The organism is Pseudaeromonas sharmana (assembly GCF_042649925.1).
In the GTDB taxonomy this organism is placed as follows: Bacteria; Pseudomonadota; Gammaproteobacteria; order Enterobacterales; family Aeromonadaceae; genus Pseudaeromonas; species Pseudaeromonas sharmana.
The window spans coordinates 716,459-733,778 of sequence record NZ_JBHSAF010000014.1 but is presented as its reverse complement, the minus strand read 5'-3'; the positions used below and the strand labels follow the sequence as shown (position 1 = coordinate 733,778).

Sequence of the window (17,320 nt, the reverse complement as noted above, 5' to 3'; positions counted from 1 at the left end):
GCGAGAGGAGGCGTGGATGTCGGTTCCTGAAATTCATACGGCGCGCCTGCGGCTGACTGTGCTCAGTGCCCGCGATGGTGCCTTGCTATACCGCTATGTCAACAACAATCGAGCTCATCTGGCCCCCTGGGAGCCGCAGCGCGACGAGGCATACTATACGCTGTCTGCTTGTGAGGACCGGCTGTTTGTCGGTTATCAACACTGGTTGCGTGGTGACGCCTTACCCTGGGTGGCGTTGCACCCTGAGACTGGAGAGATGGTCGCTTCCTGTCATGCCAGCCAGATCTCGCGGGGGGCGTTTCAGGCCTGCTATCTGGGCTATTCGATCGCAGCGGAGTATCAGGGACAGGGACTGATGCGCGAGGTCGTGGCTGGCTGCATCGATTACCTGTTTACCGAGTTGCGGTTGCATCGGGTGATGGCCAATTACATGCCTCATAACCATCGCAGCGCACGGTTATTGACGGCCCTGCAATTTGAGCGAGAGGGGTATGCCCGGCAATACCTGCAGATTGCCGGGCAATGGCAGGACCATGTGCTGACCGCCAGAATTAATCCGTACTCCTCAGGCTGAGAGCGGTGCCTTAATCCCAGGCTGCGGCCAGCGACAGCAGGGGTACCCGATCCGACAGGGCGCGCAATGCGATCAGATGGATCATCTGGCTGACACTGCTGCAGGCTTCTGGAATCACGGCCATGCGATAACCACTGGCCAGCGGGGACAGCGCCGTGTGCGTGACGCAGTTTTGCGTCATCATGCCGCACAGCAACAGCTCCGTGCAGCCGCTGGCCAGGAGGACTGCGTGCAACCGCGTATTCAAAAAGCTATCGGCATGCTGTTTAACCACCCGTGTGGCTGCCGGCACGGCCGCCAACAGCTTGGGATGCAGCTCGACGCCCGGGGTATCCGGGTTGAAGAACGGGGCCGGACCAGCGTCATTGGCCGCGATATGCTGGATCAGTATCACGTCGTCGCCAGCCGCGCTGGCATGTGCGATGGCGGTCAAGCTGTTTTCCAAAACCCGTTCGGCTTCCCATTGCGGGAACAGGCCGTCGGCAAAATAGTCGTTCTGGACATCAATGACAATCAGGGCGCGTTTTCCCGTTTTATTCGGCTTGGACATGGCCGTTCTCCTGCGGATGATGACCCTGCCATTGTGTGCCGGCCCAAAGGGTATGCCAACGACATCCTGTGCCAAAAAGCGGCAAGTTTGGGCCATACCTGCAGCAAACTAATGGCGCCGAGATGAAGCGCGGTTACCAGTGTAAGGCATAGCCATTGGCCGAGAGTTTCCCGTTCACAATTCGCAACCGGCTTCTTAGCCGGCCGGCACGGTCCTCGATATAGCCCGCCTGGCGGATAGCCAGCAGCGTCGCCTCATCGGTTATGACCGGCGCCAGGTTGCCGGCGGCCTCTATGTCCAGCGATGCCTGGAGCAGGGAGCGAAAGGAAGCCAGATCATGCAGCTCTGCCATATCGAAAGGGCGCGAGGTCACATCACCTTGCGCATGGATGGCGTTATTCGCCAGTTGGAATCCGGACGGTGCAATACGCATATGGAAGCCTGAGCGGGTGACCCGGTTCAATGCGGCGCGCCAGACAGTGCTGTCCTCAAACTGTGTCATGGCGGCCCATAACAAGGCTTGATACCCCTGAATATCAATCCCGGATAAGAGGATGCCCGTATCCAGTTTGGCGAGCTGATAGGCGTGTGTCTGATCAACCCACTCGCCCTTTTCAAGCTGACCTTGCGCTTGCAGATCAATTAATGACACCAACCCTTGGAGGTTGGCCGACGTAGTCAACTTGAGGTCGCTATTGAACAGCGCAAGGCGGCGTTCAGCCGACTCATGCTGTAACAAGCCGAGCTGGCTGTTGAATACTGGCAGCAACCAGCTGTCGTTTTGTCGCACCAGCGTCAGGGCTCCGCGCCAGTCGCCGATAGCAGTATGTTGGTCAGCAGATGAGAGCTCCAGGCTTGCCAGCTGCCAGTTGATCTGCTGCTGCCTGCGGTTTGGCGCGGCCTGCCAGTGCAGTTGAGTGGTACCGCAATGGATGACTAACGGTGCCAGGTTGAGCTGCCAGGCATCGCTTTCTAGCGTGAGTTGCGGTTCTTGCCAAAGAGCCGCGCTCAAGATCAGATGGTGCTCGCCAGCACTCAGGACGCCGGATTGTTGCCACTGACCGGGCGTGCCTCGCGACAGGATCAGGCGTGCATCATGCTGCAGCCAACCTGGCAGCGTGTAGCTGTCGATACTCAGGTAGAGATCGGCGCTGGAGAGCAGGCTCTGCCAATCCACAGTGGCACTATGTGCTAGCGGCCAATGTGCGAGCAAGCTGTTGGCATCGAGTATGCTTAGGTGCAATTCACCTCGTTGCGTGAACACGCCATCATCGATGGATAGCCAGGTTGCACCGACCCCTGGCAGCGCGTTGAGCGCATCCAGCCAGCGTTGGCGCTCATCCTGTGCTTTGGCGGCTGTCCACAGCGTCAGCAGAGTCAGTAACAAGGTTAGGGTGATCAGGCCTGCCGTGGCCAAACCCAAACGGGTCAACGATTTTTTTCTGGCGTCCATGTCGGGGTAATTGAGATCCGTGCTAGAGGTAGGGCTTTATTGCGGCGAGAATGGGGCAGAAGGATGACACTTTGATGAAAATCGACTCAATCGAGACGATATTTTTCTGTTTTGAGTTTCTATCGACAACGTTAGTAGCGGGCTCTCTGCACCTGTGGCTAAGGTTAGGGTGTGGCGAGTGAGGTGAGAAAACAAGCTGATCACAGCGGCTGGCAGACCGAATTGAGCCGCAGCGGCAGCAACATGGCGGTGGCATGACATCGATGACAAGAATCTCAAATAGCACTCGGCCGGGTGGAGGGCGAGGGTGGGTTTATCGCTTTGGGCGGGCCTGCCTTCTTGTGCTGTTCGTCTGGGTGATCGCCACTCCGCTGCAGGCGGCGTCGAAACGCGTCGTGCGTCTATGCGTCGACCCAGATTGGTATCCTTTTGAAGCATTGGCTCCGGATGGAAAACATATTGGCATTGCCCATGATCTGTTGCAGCAGATTGCCAGCCAGGCCGATCTTCGCTTTGATGTGCTGCCGACCCCGGATTGGCAGAGCTCGCTGCAGTTGGCCAAAGCCGGCCAGTGCGACGCGCTCTCGTTACTGAACCAGACACCGGAGCGCCAGCAATGGTTAACGTTCACAACCCCGTATCTGACGGATGCCAATGTCTTCATTACCCGAGACGAACACCCTTATATCTCCAGTCCGACCGAGTTGAATGGACAAATCCTGGCGTTACCGGCTGGGACCAGTATCGAAGAGCGGTTGCGGCGGGATTACCCGCAGATCCGTATCCTGCCGGTGGCTGATGAGGAGGAAGCACTACAAGCGGTAGAGCAAAGACAGGCGCAGGCTACGTTACGTTCTCGCATCATGGCAGCTTATATCATCAACAGCCGGGGCTGGTTCAATCTGAAAATAGCCGGTGAGATCCCGGCATATGCCAACGGTCTGCGCATGGGGCTGGTGCAACATGATGCCGAGCTGCTGGCGCGCCTGAATCTCGCTATTGCCAGCCTGAGCCAGGATGATCTCAATCAGACCATGAATCGTCATATTCCGCTGGTGGTCAAGGATATCGACTATACGTTGGCGTTAATCACCATCGGTAGCCTCGTCATCGTCATTCTGGTGTTTAGCTACTGGTCGCGGAAAATGCGCGGCATCAACGCGCAGTTGCAAGCGTCGCAGACGCACATAGCCGTACAGCTCGACCAATTGTCAACCATAGAGCGCGAATTACGCCTGTCGCGGGAACGCTATAAATTGCTGGTTGAGCAATTACAGGAGTCCATTGTTGTGGTGCGAGGCCGGCATATCCTGTTCAGCAATCCGGCATTTACGGCTTTAACCGGCTTTGAACCGGAGGCGCTGATGCAGTTGGATATCAGCACACTGTTTTTTGCCGATGAGCGTGATGAGCTCTGGCGGCGGGCCAAGGCGCAATTGAGCGGGCTCACGGCCGAGCAGCGGCATCTGTTCCGGCTATGCAACCGCCAGGGACAGCCGGTCTGGGTTGAGGCGCGGCTACGTGAAATCGACTGGGAAGGGGAAAAGGCCATTCTCAACACCCTCAGCGATGTCACCAAACGGGTCGAATACGAAGCCGAGATGAAGCATCTGGCAACCCACGATCCCTTGACCGGGCTGCCGAATAGAGAGTTGCTCAAACGGCGGTTACATCGCTCTATCGAGTTTGCACGCGATACCCATCAAAAGCTGGCGCTGTTATTTGTAGACCTGGATAAGTTCAAACCGGTCAATGATAGCTACGGCCATGATGCCGGAGACATGGTATTAAAGCGGATTGCCCAGCGGTTGCGAGAGGCATTGCGCGAGTCGGATTTGGTTGCCCGCTGGGGCGGGGATGAGTTCATTGTGGTGCTGGAAAATGTCAATGCCAGCGCGACGGTCGAACGGATCGCCCGCAAACTGGTGGCGGTGATCTCCGAGCCGATTGCACTGGCGGCCGATTTGCCGGTGCAGTTGTCATGCAGCATCGGTATCGTGGTGTATCCCGACCATGGTGAGCAGATTGACGACCTGATCAACAAGAGCGATCAGATGATGTACAAGGCCAAAAAGCAGGGGGCAGGCAGCATCATTTTCTTCGCACCCGTGATTCCTCAGAGTGGCAACTCCTTTTTTCGTCTGCTCTGGAGCCGAGATTTGGAGTGTGGTCTTGCACAGATCGATGAGGAGCATGAGGCTTTGTTTGCGCTCGCCAACCAATTACTGGCGACGATTGTGGCTGGCCGTTTTACCGAGCAGACCGAGCCTTGTCTGCTGGGCTTGCTGTCTCATGCAAAATCCCACTTCAAACATGAAATCAGTACCTTGATGAAAATGCGATATCCCGATGCGGTGAGGCATGATCTGATCCACAAGCAGTTGCTACATAAGGCCGGTGAGTTGCAGGCGCGTTATCTGCGCGGGGAGCTGGAGCCGCTGGTGCTGATTCATTTCATTGTCTATGAAATCGTCGATCAGCACATGATGGTAGAAGACAAGAAATGGTTCGGTTTTGTTTACCCGCATACGGGGAACCAGAGGGACTAGCTTTATTTGATCTGTTCAACTTCCGTTCAAGTGTTGGTTTTTTCCGCGGCGCTATGATGCTGACCATCGGCTCTGGGAGCCTAATGAGGTGTCATCATGCGTCACTGTACTGCGTTACTGTTTGCCATCTGCTCTGTCTGCTTAACCGCCTGCGCCGCTACGGCACCATCTGCTTCCACGCCACTGGCTGCATTCAAGACCAATCCGGCGCAACCCAATCAGAAAATTTATAAAGTCCCGTCTGCCGATCTCTCCCGCTATCATGCCGTCAAGCTTGATCCGCTGATGTTTATGCAGCAGAAACCGGATGGCAAGGTGGTGGTGTTGCAGGCAGGGGTAGAGAACGAGCTTGGCAATTACTTTCAGCAGCGTCTGCGCAAGGCGTTGTTTGAACAGGGCGTCACCGTCAGTGATAGCGCTGGTGACGGGGTCGCCACGTTACAGGCCGCCGTGACCGGGATGGATTTGAGCAAGCCGGACATGAAACTGCGCGATTTGCTGCCGGTGAAGGTGGCGATCAATCTGACCAAGGATGCCTTCGGCAAAGAGCCCTACTTGCTGAATGTCTCCAGTATGAGTCGATTGATTGATTCGCAAAGTGGCGCACTGCTGGTCAGTGCCATCAATGTGCGGCAGGACAAGGAGACCATCACCCGAGATCATGCTGTCACGGTGAGCGATATACAGCCTTTGATCGATGACTGGTGCCGGGTAACGGCCAGCCAGCTGGCGGCACATCTGGGCAAGCGGAACCTGCACGGTTAAATATCCTGCGCCGACCACAGCCATAACAACAGGGCGCGGGCATCGGCATAGGTGCCCGGCTGGCGCATCTCGTGCGGGCCGGCCACGTTGAGGATCCGAATCTGGTGTTGTTGCAGCCAGTCCAGCCAGCTTGGCGATCCGTCCAGCGACCACTGGAAGCCGGTTTCTTGCGCCTCGATGACGAACGTCTGAGTCAGCAGGGTTTCGCCAGGCGGCTCGCCACGATAGATGATCAGGGTTCCATGCTGTCACACACATTGGCGCGTCTACATTGCCGGTAGCCGGGAGCGTGGTTCGCGGTGAGATGGTAGCGCAGAGGCAAGGGACCATCGGCGGCCAGTCGTCCTGCCGGACACCAGCCGCCATGTGGAGCCGGCAATGCGATAGCCACATCCAGTGCCGCGCGGTCGACGCCGGCCTGACCACCGGAGACGATCTTTGTGAGGTGATGCATGGGGGCTGCGCTGACGGAAAACGGCTAGATGCCGTGCTCCTGCTCACCACTCATCTCATCAAGACTGAGTGTAAAACTGGGCATAAAGGTGTCGAGAAAATAGCGCACTGCCGGTGTCATTCGTTGCGCCAACATGGCCTCAAGACGGCGTTTGGCCGCGGCGAACTCCTGATTTCCGGCGGTGAGCTCTTCCAGACACTTGCTGTAGGCGCAGAGGGTATCTGCCGCCTTGACCACGGTGGCGTGTGCCGCATCCTGAGCACTGGAGTCGAGCAGCGGGCGAAAGTCGTCAATGAACTCGACAGGGAGCATGGCCAGCAGGCGTTGTTCGGCCAGTTTTTCAATTTTCTTGTATTCCGCAGCCAGGGCGGCGTTCTGGTATTTGACCGGGGTCGGCAGATCGCCGGTCAGGATCTCGCTGGCATCATGATACAAGGCCATCAAGGCCGCGCGCTCGGGGTTGAGTTGCCCACCATAGAAGCGGTTTTCGACCAGCGCCAGCATATGGGCGACCATCGCCACTTGCAGGCTGTGCTCGCTGATGTTCTCGCTTTGTACGTTGCGCATTAACGGCCAACGATAGATCAGTTTCATTCGCGCAAGCTGGGCAAAAAAATGGCTGCTCATCACTGACTCCGTCACTGGACCAGCACCCAGCCCTGCTCGCTCTTGGCGACTTTGAGCTGATGCGTCTTGCGCTGGGCACCAATGACCGGCAGCTTGGATTCTACCTCGACGGTGCAATGCCAACTGCCAGCCTGCTCATCACAGCCCAGTTTGTGAACAGCAAGGATCTCGATTTTCCCTTGATCGCCGAGCACCATGGTGGAGACGGAGTTAGCTTGCTGCAAGCTGTTTTGCAAGGCGCCTTTGATGTCGGCTTCACTGGGCTCGCCACAGGCGGTGAGCAGCAAAGGCATCAACAGGCAGGGAATCAGGTAGGTTTTTTTCATCTGGCAGCTCCTTGTTCGCGTTGGCGCACACAGTAGCATCTGCCGATGCAGGCGCCAACAAACAGCAAGGCATCAAATGACTGCGGGGGCATCAAGCCCCCGCACCGTTGATGCTACGTTTACTGACGATAGCTCTTCAGGAAGCGAGCCAGTCGCCCGATAGCATCTTGCAGTATCTCCTCCTGTGGCAGGAACACCAGGCGGAAGTGATCCGGGGATGGCCAGTTGAAACCAGTCCCTTGCACAACCAACAGCTTTTCCTGCTGCAACAGATCAAACACCAGCTTTTGGTCATCTTTGATCGGATAGACCTTGGGATCGAGCCGCGGGAACATATAGAGCGCTCCTTTGGGCTTGACGCAGGAGACTCCGGGGATCTGGTTAATGAGCTCCCATGCCACATCGCGTTGCTTGCGCAGACGACCGCCAGGCAGGATCAGCTCGTTGATGCTCTGGTAACCACCGAGCGCAGTCTGGATGGCAAACTGCATCGGCACGTTAGCGCACAGGCGCATAGAGGCCAGCATCTCCAGACCATCGATATAACCGCGAGCATTCTGTTTAGGTCCGCTGACCATCATCCAGCCCTGGCGGAAGCCGCAGGCGCGATAGGCTTTGGACAAGCCATTGAAGGTGACGACCAGGACATCGTCACACAAGGAGCAGACGCTGTGATGGGCGATATCGTCGTAGAGGATCTTGTCGTAGATCTCATCGGCAAAGATGATCAACTTATGCTGGCGCGCGATTTCGATCACCTCCAGCAAGAACTCGGTGCTGTAGACAGCGCCGGTCGGATTATTCGGATTGATGAGGACAATACCGCGGGTCTTGCTGGTGATCTTGGCGCGCATGTCATCCAGGTCAGGATACCAATCAGCCTGTTCGTCACAGATGTAATGCACCGCATGGCCGCCGGAGAGTGTGACCGCGGCGGTCCACAGCGGATAATCCGGCGCCGGCACCAGCATTTCATCACCATTGTTCAGCAATGCCTGCATGGCCATGACGATGAGTTCGGAGGCACCGTTACCGATATAGATGTCGTCCACATCCGCCTTACGTAAGCCTTTTTGCTGGTAGTAGTGGGCGATAGCTTTGCGTGCGGCGAATAGCCCCTTGGAATCACAGTAACCTTGGCCCTGTGACATGTTGACGATGACGTCTTTGATGACCTCTTCCGGGGCATCAAAACCAAACGGGGCCGGGTTGCCAATATTCAGCTTCAGAATGCGGTGGCCTTCGTCTTCCAGGCGCCGGGCTTCCTTGTGCACCGGGCCACGAATGTCGTAACAGACATTGTCCAGCTTGTGGGATTTATCGATTGAGTACATCTGTGCCTCTGTATGCGTGTGGGGCGGTTCTCCGTGCCCCGAAGCCGTCTATTCTTCTCCTTCCTTCATGAGGTGACAACCCGATTTACAGGCTTTTTTTTAGTGATAGTGGCGACAAAAATGTATTAATTACAAATATTATTCTTTGTTTTGTTTTTGATATGGAATAAAATGCTGATTGCTGTCTGATGGTGCGTCAGCTGTACTAGGCGCCGGCGATTCGATGGCGGGATCGTCTGTCATGAAAAAGGGGCCTGGTGGCCCCTTTTTTATTCTTAGTCGCTGATTTGTACCGGTTGCTCACGGTAAATCTGCTCCAGCACTGCGCGCTCAAACTTGTAATGTGGTGAGGCGATGCGTCGTGCCTTAAGCGCTTGGCGGATTTTCGGTGCAAACGTCAGGCCATTGACCATGACGACAAACGCCTTGCGCTGACCGGAGGCCGTCTTCATGAATCCGGCCAAATTAGAGACATTCTGCAAGGTGCCGGTCTTGGCGGTGACATTCTTTACCAAAGGGGGCATCTGTACGCTACCGCGGGAGCCGAGCGTACCGCTCATACCGGCGACCGGTAATTTCTCAATTAACTGCAGTTGCTCGTCGTTGCGGGCGATGAAATCCAGCACCTGCAGCATCTGACTGGCCTTGATCAGGTTATGGGCGGACAGACCTGAGCCATCGGCCAGCAGGGCCGAGCCCAGGTCGATGCCGGCCTTGGTCCGCAGAATTTCGCGGATCGCATCGGCACCACTGGCATAGCTGGCGGGGCGTTTGAAATACTCATAACCCAGTGCACGGGCAATGCTGTCCGCAATCAGGTTGTCTGATCGCTTGAGCATGCGGTCCATCAATTTGCCAAGGGGGGCGGATGGTACATGCGCCAGCTCAACCAGGTTGTCCGGGCTCTTGCGTACCGAATAGACCTTGCCGCTCCAGGTCAATCCTGCGCGTTTGGCCGCCCAGCCCGTGAGGTTTACGCCCCAGACCGTGGGATCCTGGACTGCGAAGGAGAGCGGCCAGGGTTTGCCTGGTTGCGAGGGGATACAGCCCGTGAGGTGATAGTTGTTGCCTGAGTCGAGGTTCACCTCGAGTTCGCAGCCGGAATAGTAGTCGTTTAGCGTGACGACCTGGGCCTCACTGCTGATGGTGATGGGTTGGCCACTCTGGATCACGGGTTGCGCAATCTGTCCCACCTGATCAGCCTTGAGCTGGGCAAAGACACAGTTGCGATCGATGACGACCGCTGACGCAGGAGCGGTAAAACATACCGGCAGGTCGTTCCATGACCAGCCATTGCCGCGGTCATAACCGGCGTAATGGCTGACGTCCAGCAGAATGTCGCCCTCAATTCGGCTGATTCCTTGCTGCTTGAGGTAGGAGAGCAGATTGACCAGCGCCTGCCGGGTCAAATCAGGGGCGCCGTTAAATTCCAGTACCAGATTGCCGGGCAGAGTCCCACCATTGCTCTTGGCGCTGGCCAGGGCGCCGTTGCTGGCCAGCATGCGGGTCTTGAATTGCCAATCGAGACCCAAAAACAGGCTGGCAGCGGTTGCCGTCAGCACTTTTTGCGTCGAGGCCGGGATCATGAAGGCATCGGTGTGTACCCCTTCAATGCGTTGGCTGCCGGGGGTGGTATAGGCGACGGCAACCCGGGCACCTTCTGGCGCCGGGATCGCCGCGTGGGCGCTGCTGGCAGCCAACACAATAGTGCACAGCAGGGTGGTAATACGTTTCATCAGGAACCTCATCACAGGGCGTAAGCAGTTCGAAAGCGGCCCTGGTAATCGAATATTTTCTCGGTGATACGCCAGACATGCCCCTGCTTGCGGGCAATAACGAAATCGGGATGGCGCATCTGTGCTTCGGCTGCCAGCAGGGCTGACAGACTGGTCATTTCCGGGGCCAGGCCCGGGGCCCGCCAGTGTCGGGCAACAAATTCATTAACACGCTGGATGGCGATCTCGCCCTCAAACGCCAGCTGCTCGCTAAGCTCGGCCCCCTCTTCGTCGTGGTAGGTCACACGGACACGAGGACGCCCCTGGCGCGAAGTGAGGCTGAATGTCATACCGGCACAGCGAATTACCTTGGCATCCTTCAGGGCCAGCGCGGCCTTCAGCCGATCGTCGGCATCATACAGCAGGCTGTCACACTGATGACAGCGGCGAGCGGCAATATCATTGGCCGCACCGCATTCAGTGCAGTATTTGGCCCGGAAACGATAATCACAAAATTCGCGTTGTCCATCATCATCTTGCAAAAAACCATGGCAGCGTCGCCCAAAATGCTCAATCACGCCACCATTGTTATCCAATCGACCCCAAAACTGATTGGCAAAACCACAGGCGGGACACAATACCTGGACCGGCACGGTATCGGCCTCTGGCCTGGGATCACCAATTTCCGGCGCAAACAGGTCATAGGCGTTGCCGGCGTAGTCGAGGATCAGGCACTCCTGCTTACCAGGGGAGAGGCGCAGGCCGCGGCCGACGATCTGTTGGTAGAGTGAAACGGACTCAGTAGGGCGGAGAATGGCAATCAGGTCGACATGGGGCGCATCAAAACCTGTTGTCAGCACCGCGACATTGACCAGATATTTCAAGCGTTGCTGCTTGAACGCCTCAATGGCGGCATCCCGCTCGGCCAGGGGCGTGCCGCCTGTAATCAGCCCTGCTTGCCCAGTGGGCAGCAGTTGGCACACCTCCCTGGCATGCTCGACGGTAGCGGCGAAGATCATGACCCCCTGACGTTGGCTGGCATAATCGACAATCTGCGCGACGATGCGTGGCGTCACGCGCTGCTGGCGGCGCAATTCGCGGTCCAGGTCTACCTCGCTGAACAGGCCATTGTCCCGCGGTTGTAACTGGCTGAAGTCGTAATGCACGGCCGGAGCATCGATCAGGCGCGGTGGGGTCAGATAGCCCTGCTTGATCATCTGGCGCAGTGGCAGCTCATAGATGCAATCGCGAAACAGTCTGGGCTCATGGCTACGGACCATGCCGCGATAGTGATAGTTGTAGATATAGCCGAATCCGAGTCGGTAGGGCGTCGCCGTGAGACCAAGAATGCGCAGGGTCGGATTGTGTTGGCGCAGGTGGTCGATCAGTTGTCGATATTGACTGTCATCGTCGTCGCTGAGGCGATGGCATTCGTCAATGATGAGTAGAGAAATCGGTGCCGTAAACTCATCCAGATGACGGGCGACCGATTGGATGGAGCCGAAAATGACGCGCCGTTCGCTCTGCTTTTGCCCCAGCCCGGCCGAGAAAATATCCGCCCGCAGCGCACTATCGAACCCCAACGCCTCATACTTGGCGTGATTTTGCGCGACCAGCTCCTTGACGTGGGCCAATACCAGCACCCGGCCACGGGCCAGACGGGCCAGTTCGCCAATCACCAGACTCTTGCCTGCCCCGGTCGGCAGCACGATAACCGCGGGGGTGCTTTGGCGGCGGAAATGGCGGACGACCGCATTCACAGCATCGAGCTGATAAGGGCGCAGCGTCAGATGACCAGACATGATGAGCAGGATAAACGTAGCATGGCGGCATTGTAGCCGTTATGACGGGCAGGATAAATCCTTCCGCCCGCAGGCATGGCTGCGCAGCATGAGACTGAGCCTCCGGTATGGATGCATCAGCGGATAGTGCAGAAAAAACACGATTCTGCTCTCCAGGAGACGTTTAGTGATGGTCGTTTGGTCATCCGCGATGGGACTCGCCACTGGACGCCAGGGCATACTTTTTATAGCGCTTCCATGAACACTGCCTCGCGGGGCGCTTGCGGGCAAACCAGGCCTCCCAAGCGTTGAGTCAGGATCCGGTTCGCCAGGAGTGTGAACGGGAAATACAATGCCACTCTTCGCGCAAACCGGCGTCAACCAACTGATCCGACATCACAAATCGGTTTCTATCGTGTATGCTTGCGCCGTTTCTAGTCATTTTCATTCGAGATGCCAACATGATCATTACCCCCAAGGTTCGTGGCTTTATCTGCACTACCACCCATCCTGCCGGTTGCGAGGCCAACGTTCGGCAACAGATCGCCTATATCAAAAGCAAGGGCAAGCTGGAACAGGGTCCGAAGCGTGTATTGGTGATTGGCGCCTCCACCGGGTACGGTCTTTCATCACGCATCTCGGCAGCATTTGGCTCTGATGCGGCGACCGTGGGGGTCTTCTTCGAGAAGCCGGGGACCGATAAGAAGCCAGGCTCTGCCGGCTGGTACAATGCGGCTGCATTTGATAAGGCAGCCAAGGAAGCCGGCCTGTACGCCAAGAGCATCAACGGCGATGCGTTCTCCAATGAGTGCCGTGACAAGGTGATTGAGATCATCAAACAGGACCTGGGACAAGTCGATCTGGTCGTCTACTCGCTGGCATCGCCGGTGCGCAAGCTGCCGGATACCGGTGAGGTGGTGCGCAGTGCACTGAAGCCAATTGGTGAGGTCTACAAGACCACGGCCATCGATACCAACAAGGACATCATTGTCGAGGCGCAGGTCGAGCCGGCGAATGAAGAAGAAATTGCCAACACCATCAAGGTCATGGGGGGCGAGGACTGGGAGCTATGGATCAATGCCCTGGATGAGGCCGGTGTGTTGGCAGAAGGGACCAAAACCCTGGCTTACAGCTATATCGGTACCGATCTGACCTGGCCTATCTACTGGCACGGTACCTTGGGCAAAGCCAAGGAAGATCTGGACCGCGCCAGTGCCGCCATCAACGCCAAACTGGCCAGCCGTGGCGGTGCCGCTCACGTCGCTGTGCTTAAATCGGTCGTCACTCAGGCGTCTGCTGCGATTCCAGTCATGCCGTTGTATATCTCCATGTCGTTCCAGATCATGAAAAAGATGGGGCTGCATGAGGGTTGCCTTGAACAGATCCAGCGTATGTTCTGGACTCGCCTGTATGCCGGTACGGCAACGCCGACTGACGAGAAAAATCGTATCCGTATGGATGACTGGGAGCTGCGTGAGGATGTGCAACAGGCCTGTCGCGAGCTGTGGCCGCAGATCACCAGCGACAACCTCTCCCAACTGACCGATTATCAAGGCTACAAGGATGAGTTCCTCAAGCTGTTCGGCTTTGGCTGGAGCGGTGTCGACTATGGCGCAGATGTGGATCCGGAAGTGAATTTCGACGTCGTCGAACTCGGTTAAGCGCCCGCTTTGCAAACCACGACAACGCCCTCGAATGAGGGCGTTGTCGTCTTCGCTATCGTTGTCGTCCGCTATCGCTATGTAGCATGGTTCACACCACGAGCGGGCGTCCGTCCACGGGGTGATGCCAAAGCTCGGGGCCGACACCATAAAGGCGGTGTAACAAGGCGGCGGTCAGTGTCTCACGTGGCAGACCATCGGCCAGTAGACGGCCATCTTGCATCAACAATACTCGGTCGGCATAGCGTGATGCGAGGTTCAAATCATGCAGCACCATCAACACGGCGTGGCCGCAGCCCGCCTGCTGTTTGGCCAATTGCATGGCCTGATGCTGGTGGCCAGGGTCCAGCGCCGAGGTTGGCTCGTCAAGCAACAAGATGCCAGGCCGGGTGTCGTCGAGTTGACACAATACCCGCGCAAAATGCAGACGCTGTCGCTCCCCACCGGAGAGGTGCAGATAAGAGGTGTCGCGCAATGACCAGACATCCAGGGCGCGCATGCTCGCTTCGACACGGGCCAGGTTGACCTCCGGCGAGCTGGTCCAGGGCAGACGTCCAAGTTCGACCACTTCACGCGCTAAAAAGTCGAAGCTCAGGCTCGAGCTTTGAGGCAGCACTACCAGCCGCTGGGCCAACTCGCGGGGCGTCCACAGTGCGCGGTGCCGGTCAAACAGAGCTATCTCGGCCTGGCTTGCTATCTCGCCTGTCAGCACCCGCAGCAGCGTTGATTTGCCGCACCCGTTAGGGCCCAACAATACCGTCAAGGAACCCGGTTGCAGTGTCAGGCTGAAGTCGCAAAATAGCGGACGAGTGCCCAATGTCAGATTAAGACGGCTCATCGACAAGGCATTCATGGTCGGCTTCCTCGTTGTTGATGCAGCAACCAGATAAAGAACGGGGCGCCGATCAGCGCTGTGATGAGGCCGACGGGGATTTCGGCCGGCGGGGCCAACTGTCGCGCCAGCAAGTCGGCAAACAGCAGCAGCAGGGCCCCGCCAAGTGCGGACAACGGCAGCAAACGACGATAATCCGGCCCTGAAATCAGACGCACCAAATGTGGAACCATCAGACCGATGAAGCCGATCATCCCTGCGGCTGCCACCGAGATCCCGACGGCCAGCGCACAGACCAGGATGGCGTTTCGCTTCAGTCGCTCGACGGCAACACCAAGGTGGCGGGCTTCTGCTTCACCGAGCAGTAGCGCATTCAGTCTACCTGCCTGGCGTTGACTCCAGCCCCAAAACAGCAGTGCCATCAACAGCGCCAGAATGACCCTCGGCCAACTGGCTCCCGCGAGTGACCCCATTTGCCATAACGAGAGATCCCGCAATTGCTCGTCATCTGCGACATAGTTGAGCAGGCCGAGTACTGAAAACGCGATGGCACCGACCGCCACCCCCGCTAGCAGCATCATGGCCATGGATGTGCCGAAAGGACCTCGTCCCAGCCGGTACACCAGCAGTGTCGTCAGCATGCCACCAACAAAAGCCAGCAGGGTTGTTGAACCCAGGGTCAGCCAAGGCAGCGACAAGGTAGGCAACAGGACGATGGCCAGTCCGGCGCCCAATGCAGCGCCGCCGCTGACTCCTATGATGCCCGGATCAGCCAGCGGATTGCGAAACAGGCCTTGCAATACCGCACCGCTGAGTGCCAGCAGGGCTCCGACGGCGATGGCCATCAGACTGCGGGGGAGACGGATCTGCCAGATGACGAGCTGATGGGTACTGTCGCCCTGACGCCAGAGCGCCTGCCAGGTCTCAGCCAGGCTTAACGGCAGAGCACCGGAGTAGAGCGAGATCAGGGTCACCAGCAACAAGGGTATGCCCAGTAACGGCAGGGCACTGTGAAGCGGCAAGCGCATTGATTATGGCTCCAGCAGTTTCTGTTGCAGCTGACTGGCCGCCTGCAAGGTGCCAAGATTGAGGCCGGCGATCAGGGCCTGTCCCGACACCGGATAGAGGGGCAACTGACGCAGCTCCGGGTGTTGCATCATCTGTGGCAACGCATGTTCCAGTAGCTTGGGATCTTGTTGCAGACTGCGCTGGCTGACCAGCAAGCCATCGGGTTTCATGGCTAGTAAGGATTCAAGGTTCAGTAACTGATAGTTACTGAGCGAGGCGGCCGGATTTTCGCCTCCTGCCAGGGTGATCAGAGTGGAGGCTGCGGTGTTACCGCCGGCAACCATTGGCGGGCGGCCCGGATGAATCATCAGGTACAGCAGTCGAGGGGACTTTTTCAGCCCGTGTTTCCCGGTCTGCAGGGCGGTGATTTGCGCATCGACGGCTTGCTGCAGCTGTTTTGCCTGTTGTTCTTTGGCCAGCAGCTTGCCCAGCGTCTGAATATTCTGCTTGAGGGTGGCAACATCGGCGCGCGACGACAGTTTTTCAATCTTTACACCAGCACTTTGTAACTGCTTGAGCGTCGTATCCGGTCCCATTTCGTCACTGCCAATCAGCAAGGTCGGTTTCAGGGATAACAACCCTTCGCTGGCCAGTTGGCGGTGATAGCCGACGACCGGTAGCGTCAGAGAGGGCGGCAGCCGGCTGGTGGAGTCTACGGCGACCAATTGCGAGCTGGCGTCGAGTTTGACGATGAGTTCAGTAACACCAGCTCCGGCACTGATGATGCGTTGTGACTCGGTGGCGGTCTGGGCTTGCTGCGGCAGCACTGGCAGCAAAGCCAGCAGCATGACAAGAGTTTTCTTCATCTGGACTCCAGGCGTTAGGTGACAAAAAAAGGGCCGGCAGCGCCAGCCCAAAAGGGTGTTCAATAATCAGGTCAGCGTGAAGCGAACCGGCACCAGCGCCTTGCTTGGCCCGGAGATGCCGGTTGGCGCGATGAATTTCCAGTTCCGCACGGCATTGAGGGCGGCATTGTCGAGCATAGAGTGGCCAGTGCTTTGTTTCAGAGCCAACCGGATCACGTCGCCTCGGGTATTCATGACCACTTCAATAATACAGGTGCCTTCCAGACCCCGGCGGCGCGCCAGACGCGGGTACTCCGGTGCAGGCTGAGCCCCCCGATAACGCGCTGGGTAGTGTTCTTGCTGGGCCACGACCGGTTTGGGGCCAATTTTCGGCGCACGGGTGTCATGAGCCGGGGTTACCGGTTTGGCTGCTTGCGTGCTTGGCGTTGGTTCGACGGTCTTAGCCGGCGTGGGCGCTTTGCGCACGCGTTGCTTCGGTTTGACCTGCTTGACCTGCGCTTTTTTGGCCGGGACCGGTTTTTTTACCACCTCGGGTTTCGGCTTGACCTGTGGTTTAGGCGGTTCAGGTTGCGGGGCCGGAGGCTGAACGGCTTGCGTTGGCCTGGCGGCTGTGGTCATGGCAACAGAAATGGCGATGGCCTGCGGTGGCAACGTCACTTTGGGCATGGCCTGTGCCTGGGATAACAGGGCAAACAGTCCGATATGGACGCCGATGGATACACTGGCGGCCAGCCAAATCCTGTGTGTAAGCATGCCGGAATTTTCTCCTGAAGCTGAACCGTGCGTCGTCACGCGCGGATGCGGATCTTGATGACAGCAGAGTAC

The 17,320-nt window shown here is 57.5% G+C and carries 15 protein-coding genes and 1 pseudogene; 4 read left to right on the top strand and 12 right to left on the bottom strand.

Annotation, left to right across the window (positions count from 1 at the left end; genetic code table 11):
- Nucleotides 1-16: 16 nt before the first annotated feature.
- Nucleotides 17-574, top strand: coding sequence for a GNAT family N-acetyltransferase (locus ACFOSS_RS13020; protein ID WP_377153183.1), 558 nt, complete (start codon nt 17-19; stop codon nt 572-574).
- 10 nt (nt 575-584) lie between these two features.
- On the opposite strand, the gene ACFOSS_RS13015 is transcribed toward ACFOSS_RS13020, so the two are convergent.
- Both ACFOSS_RS13015 and ACFOSS_RS13010 read right to left on the bottom strand, forming a co-directional pair.
- Nucleotides 585-1,124 (bottom strand): cysteine hydrolase family protein, encoded by a 540-nt coding sequence (locus ACFOSS_RS13015; protein WP_377153181.1) that lies wholly within the window; start codon nt 1,122-1,124, stop codon nt 585-587.
- Between the two features lie 133 nt (nt 1,125-1,257).
- A complete protein-coding gene (locus tag ACFOSS_RS13010) occupies nt 1,258-2,556 on the bottom strand; it encodes a hypothetical protein (protein WP_377153178.1) in 1,299 nt (432 codons plus the stop codon).
- A gap of 284 nt (nt 2,557-2,840) precedes the next feature.
- Between ACFOSS_RS13010 and ACFOSS_RS13005 the strand changes: the two genes are divergently transcribed.
- Nucleotides 2,841-5,126 carry a diguanylate cyclase domain-containing protein gene (locus ACFOSS_RS13005; protein ID WP_377153176.1) on the top strand — a complete coding sequence of 762 codons (2,286 nt, stop codon included), beginning with the start codon at nt 2,841-2,843 and terminating at the stop codon, nt 5,124-5,126.
- 96 nt (nt 5,127-5,222) lie between these two features.
- On the top strand, nt 5,223-5,891 hold the full coding sequence (locus ACFOSS_RS13000; protein ID WP_377153174.1) for a DUF3313 domain-containing protein: 669 nt from the start codon (nt 5,223-5,225) through the stop codon (nt 5,889-5,891).
- An 86-nt stretch (nt 5,892-5,977) separates the two neighbouring features.
- Here ACFOSS_RS13000 and ACFOSS_RS12995 read toward each other — a convergent pair.
- From ACFOSS_RS12995 to ACFOSS_RS12970, 6 genes and pseudogenes are all read right to left on the bottom strand, one after another.
- A pseudogene (locus ACFOSS_RS12995) lies at nt 5,978-6,345 on the bottom strand (YpsA SLOG family protein); the annotation flags it as partial.
- A 24-nt stretch (nt 6,346-6,369) separates the two neighbouring features.
- Nucleotides 6,370-6,975 (bottom strand): 5'-deoxynucleotidase, encoded by a 606-nt coding sequence (yfbR, locus tag ACFOSS_RS12990; protein ID WP_377153948.1) that lies wholly within the window; start codon nt 6,973-6,975, stop codon nt 6,370-6,372.
- Nucleotides 6,976-6,983: 8 nt separating this feature from the next.
- Nucleotides 6,984-7,298: a hypothetical protein gene (locus tag ACFOSS_RS12985; RefSeq protein WP_377153172.1), complete on the bottom strand. Its 315-nt coding sequence runs from the start codon at nt 7,296-7,298 to the stop codon at nt 6,984-6,986.
- A 119-nt stretch (nt 7,299-7,417) separates the two neighbouring features.
- Entirely contained in the window at nt 7,418-8,632 is a 1,215-nt protein-coding gene (locus tag ACFOSS_RS12980) for a pyridoxal phosphate-dependent aminotransferase (RefSeq protein ID WP_377153169.1), read from the bottom strand.
- A 275-nt stretch (nt 8,633-8,907) separates the two neighbouring features.
- Complete coding sequence (gene dacB, locus ACFOSS_RS12975) at nt 8,908-10,368, bottom strand: D-alanyl-D-alanine carboxypeptidase/D-alanyl-D-alanine endopeptidase (protein WP_377153167.1); 1,461 nt, start codon at nt 10,366-10,368, stop codon at nt 8,908-8,910.
- Between the two features lie 11 nt (nt 10,369-10,379).
- Complete coding sequence (locus ACFOSS_RS12970; protein WP_377153165.1) at nt 10,380-12,149, bottom strand: DEAD/DEAH box helicase; 1,770 nt, start codon at nt 12,147-12,149, stop codon at nt 10,380-10,382.
- A gap of 440 nt (nt 12,150-12,589) precedes the next feature.
- On the opposite strand from ACFOSS_RS12970, the gene fabV reads away from it, so the two are divergent.
- Nucleotides 12,590-13,789, top strand: a complete 1,200-nt coding sequence (gene fabV / locus ACFOSS_RS12965) for an enoyl-ACP reductase FabV (protein WP_377153163.1) — start codon at nt 12,590-12,592, stop codon at nt 13,787-13,789.
- A gap of 91 nt (nt 13,790-13,880) precedes the next feature.
- Here the strand turns inward: fabV and ACFOSS_RS12960 are convergent, their stop codons facing one another.
- From ACFOSS_RS12960 to ACFOSS_RS12945, 4 genes are all read right to left on the bottom strand, one after another.
- Nucleotides 13,881-14,642 (bottom strand): heme ABC transporter ATP-binding protein, encoded by a 762-nt coding sequence (locus ACFOSS_RS12960; protein WP_377153161.1) that lies wholly within the window; start codon nt 14,640-14,642, stop codon nt 13,881-13,883.
- Nucleotides 14,639-15,649 (bottom strand): FecCD family ABC transporter permease, encoded by a 1,011-nt coding sequence (locus ACFOSS_RS12955; RefSeq protein WP_377153159.1) that lies wholly within the window; start codon nt 15,647-15,649, stop codon nt 14,639-14,641. Before ACFOSS_RS12955 ends, ACFOSS_RS12960 begins: the two co-directional genes overlap by 4 nt.
- A gap of 3 nt (nt 15,650-15,652) precedes the next feature.
- A complete protein-coding gene (locus ACFOSS_RS12950) occupies nt 15,653-16,495 on the bottom strand; it encodes a heme/hemin ABC transporter substrate-binding protein (RefSeq protein ID WP_377153157.1) in 843 nt (280 codons plus the stop codon).
- Nucleotides 16,496-16,561: 66 nt separating this feature from the next.
- The gene (locus ACFOSS_RS12945; RefSeq protein ID WP_377153155.1) at nt 16,562-17,248 is read right to left on the bottom strand and encodes an energy transducer TonB; all 687 of its coding nucleotides are present in this window, start codon (nt 17,246-17,248) and stop codon (nt 16,562-16,564) included.
- Nucleotides 17,249-17,320 lie beyond the last annotated feature (72 nt).

What these genes read in the sequence shown, in the direction of transcription:
- ACFOSS_RS12980 (WP_377153169.1), bottom strand. Translation starts at nt 8,632, where the DNA reads ATGTACTCAATCGATAAATCCCACAAGCTGGACAATGTCTGTTACGAC.
- ACFOSS_RS12950 (WP_377153157.1), bottom strand. Translation starts at nt 16,495, where the DNA reads ATGAAGAAAACTCTTGTCATGCTGCTGGCTTTGCTGCCAGTGCTGCCG.
- ACFOSS_RS12960 (WP_377153161.1), bottom strand. Translation starts at nt 14,642, where the DNA reads ATGAATGCCTTGTCGATGAGCCGTCTTAATCTGACATTGGGCACTCGT.
- ACFOSS_RS13015 (WP_377153181.1), bottom strand. Translation starts at nt 1,124, where the DNA reads ATGTCCAAGCCGAATAAAACGGGAAAACGCGCCCTGATTGTCATTGAT.
- dacB (WP_377153167.1), bottom strand. Translation starts at nt 10,368, where the DNA reads ATGAAACGTATTACCACCCTGCTGTGCACTATTGTGTTGGCTGCCAGC.
- ACFOSS_RS12985 (WP_377153172.1), bottom strand. Translation starts at nt 7,298, where the DNA reads ATGAAAAAAACCTACCTGATTCCCTGCCTGTTGATGCCTTTGCTGCTC.
- ACFOSS_RS13000 (WP_377153174.1), top strand. Translation starts at nt 5,223, where the DNA reads ATGCGTCACTGTACTGCGTTACTGTTTGCCATCTGCTCTGTCTGCTTA.
- ACFOSS_RS12945 (WP_377153155.1), bottom strand. Translation starts at nt 17,248, where the DNA reads ATGCTTACACACAGGATTTGGCTGGCCGCCAGTGTATCCATCGGCGTC.
- ACFOSS_RS13005 (WP_377153176.1), top strand. Translation starts at nt 2,841, where the DNA reads ATGACAAGAATCTCAAATAGCACTCGGCCGGGTGGAGGGCGAGGGTGG.
- ACFOSS_RS12955 (WP_377153159.1), bottom strand. Translation starts at nt 15,649, where the DNA reads ATGCGCTTGCCGCTTCACAGTGCCCTGCCGTTACTGGGCATACCCTTG.
- ACFOSS_RS12970 (WP_377153165.1), bottom strand. Translation starts at nt 12,149, where the DNA reads ATGTCTGGTCATCTGACGCTGCGCCCTTATCAGCTCGATGCTGTGAAT.
- fabV (WP_377153163.1), top strand. Translation starts at nt 12,590, where the DNA reads ATGATCATTACCCCCAAGGTTCGTGGCTTTATCTGCACTACCACCCAT.
- ACFOSS_RS13020 (WP_377153183.1), top strand. Translation starts at nt 17, where the DNA reads ATGTCGGTTCCTGAAATTCATACGGCGCGCCTGCGGCTGACTGTGCTC.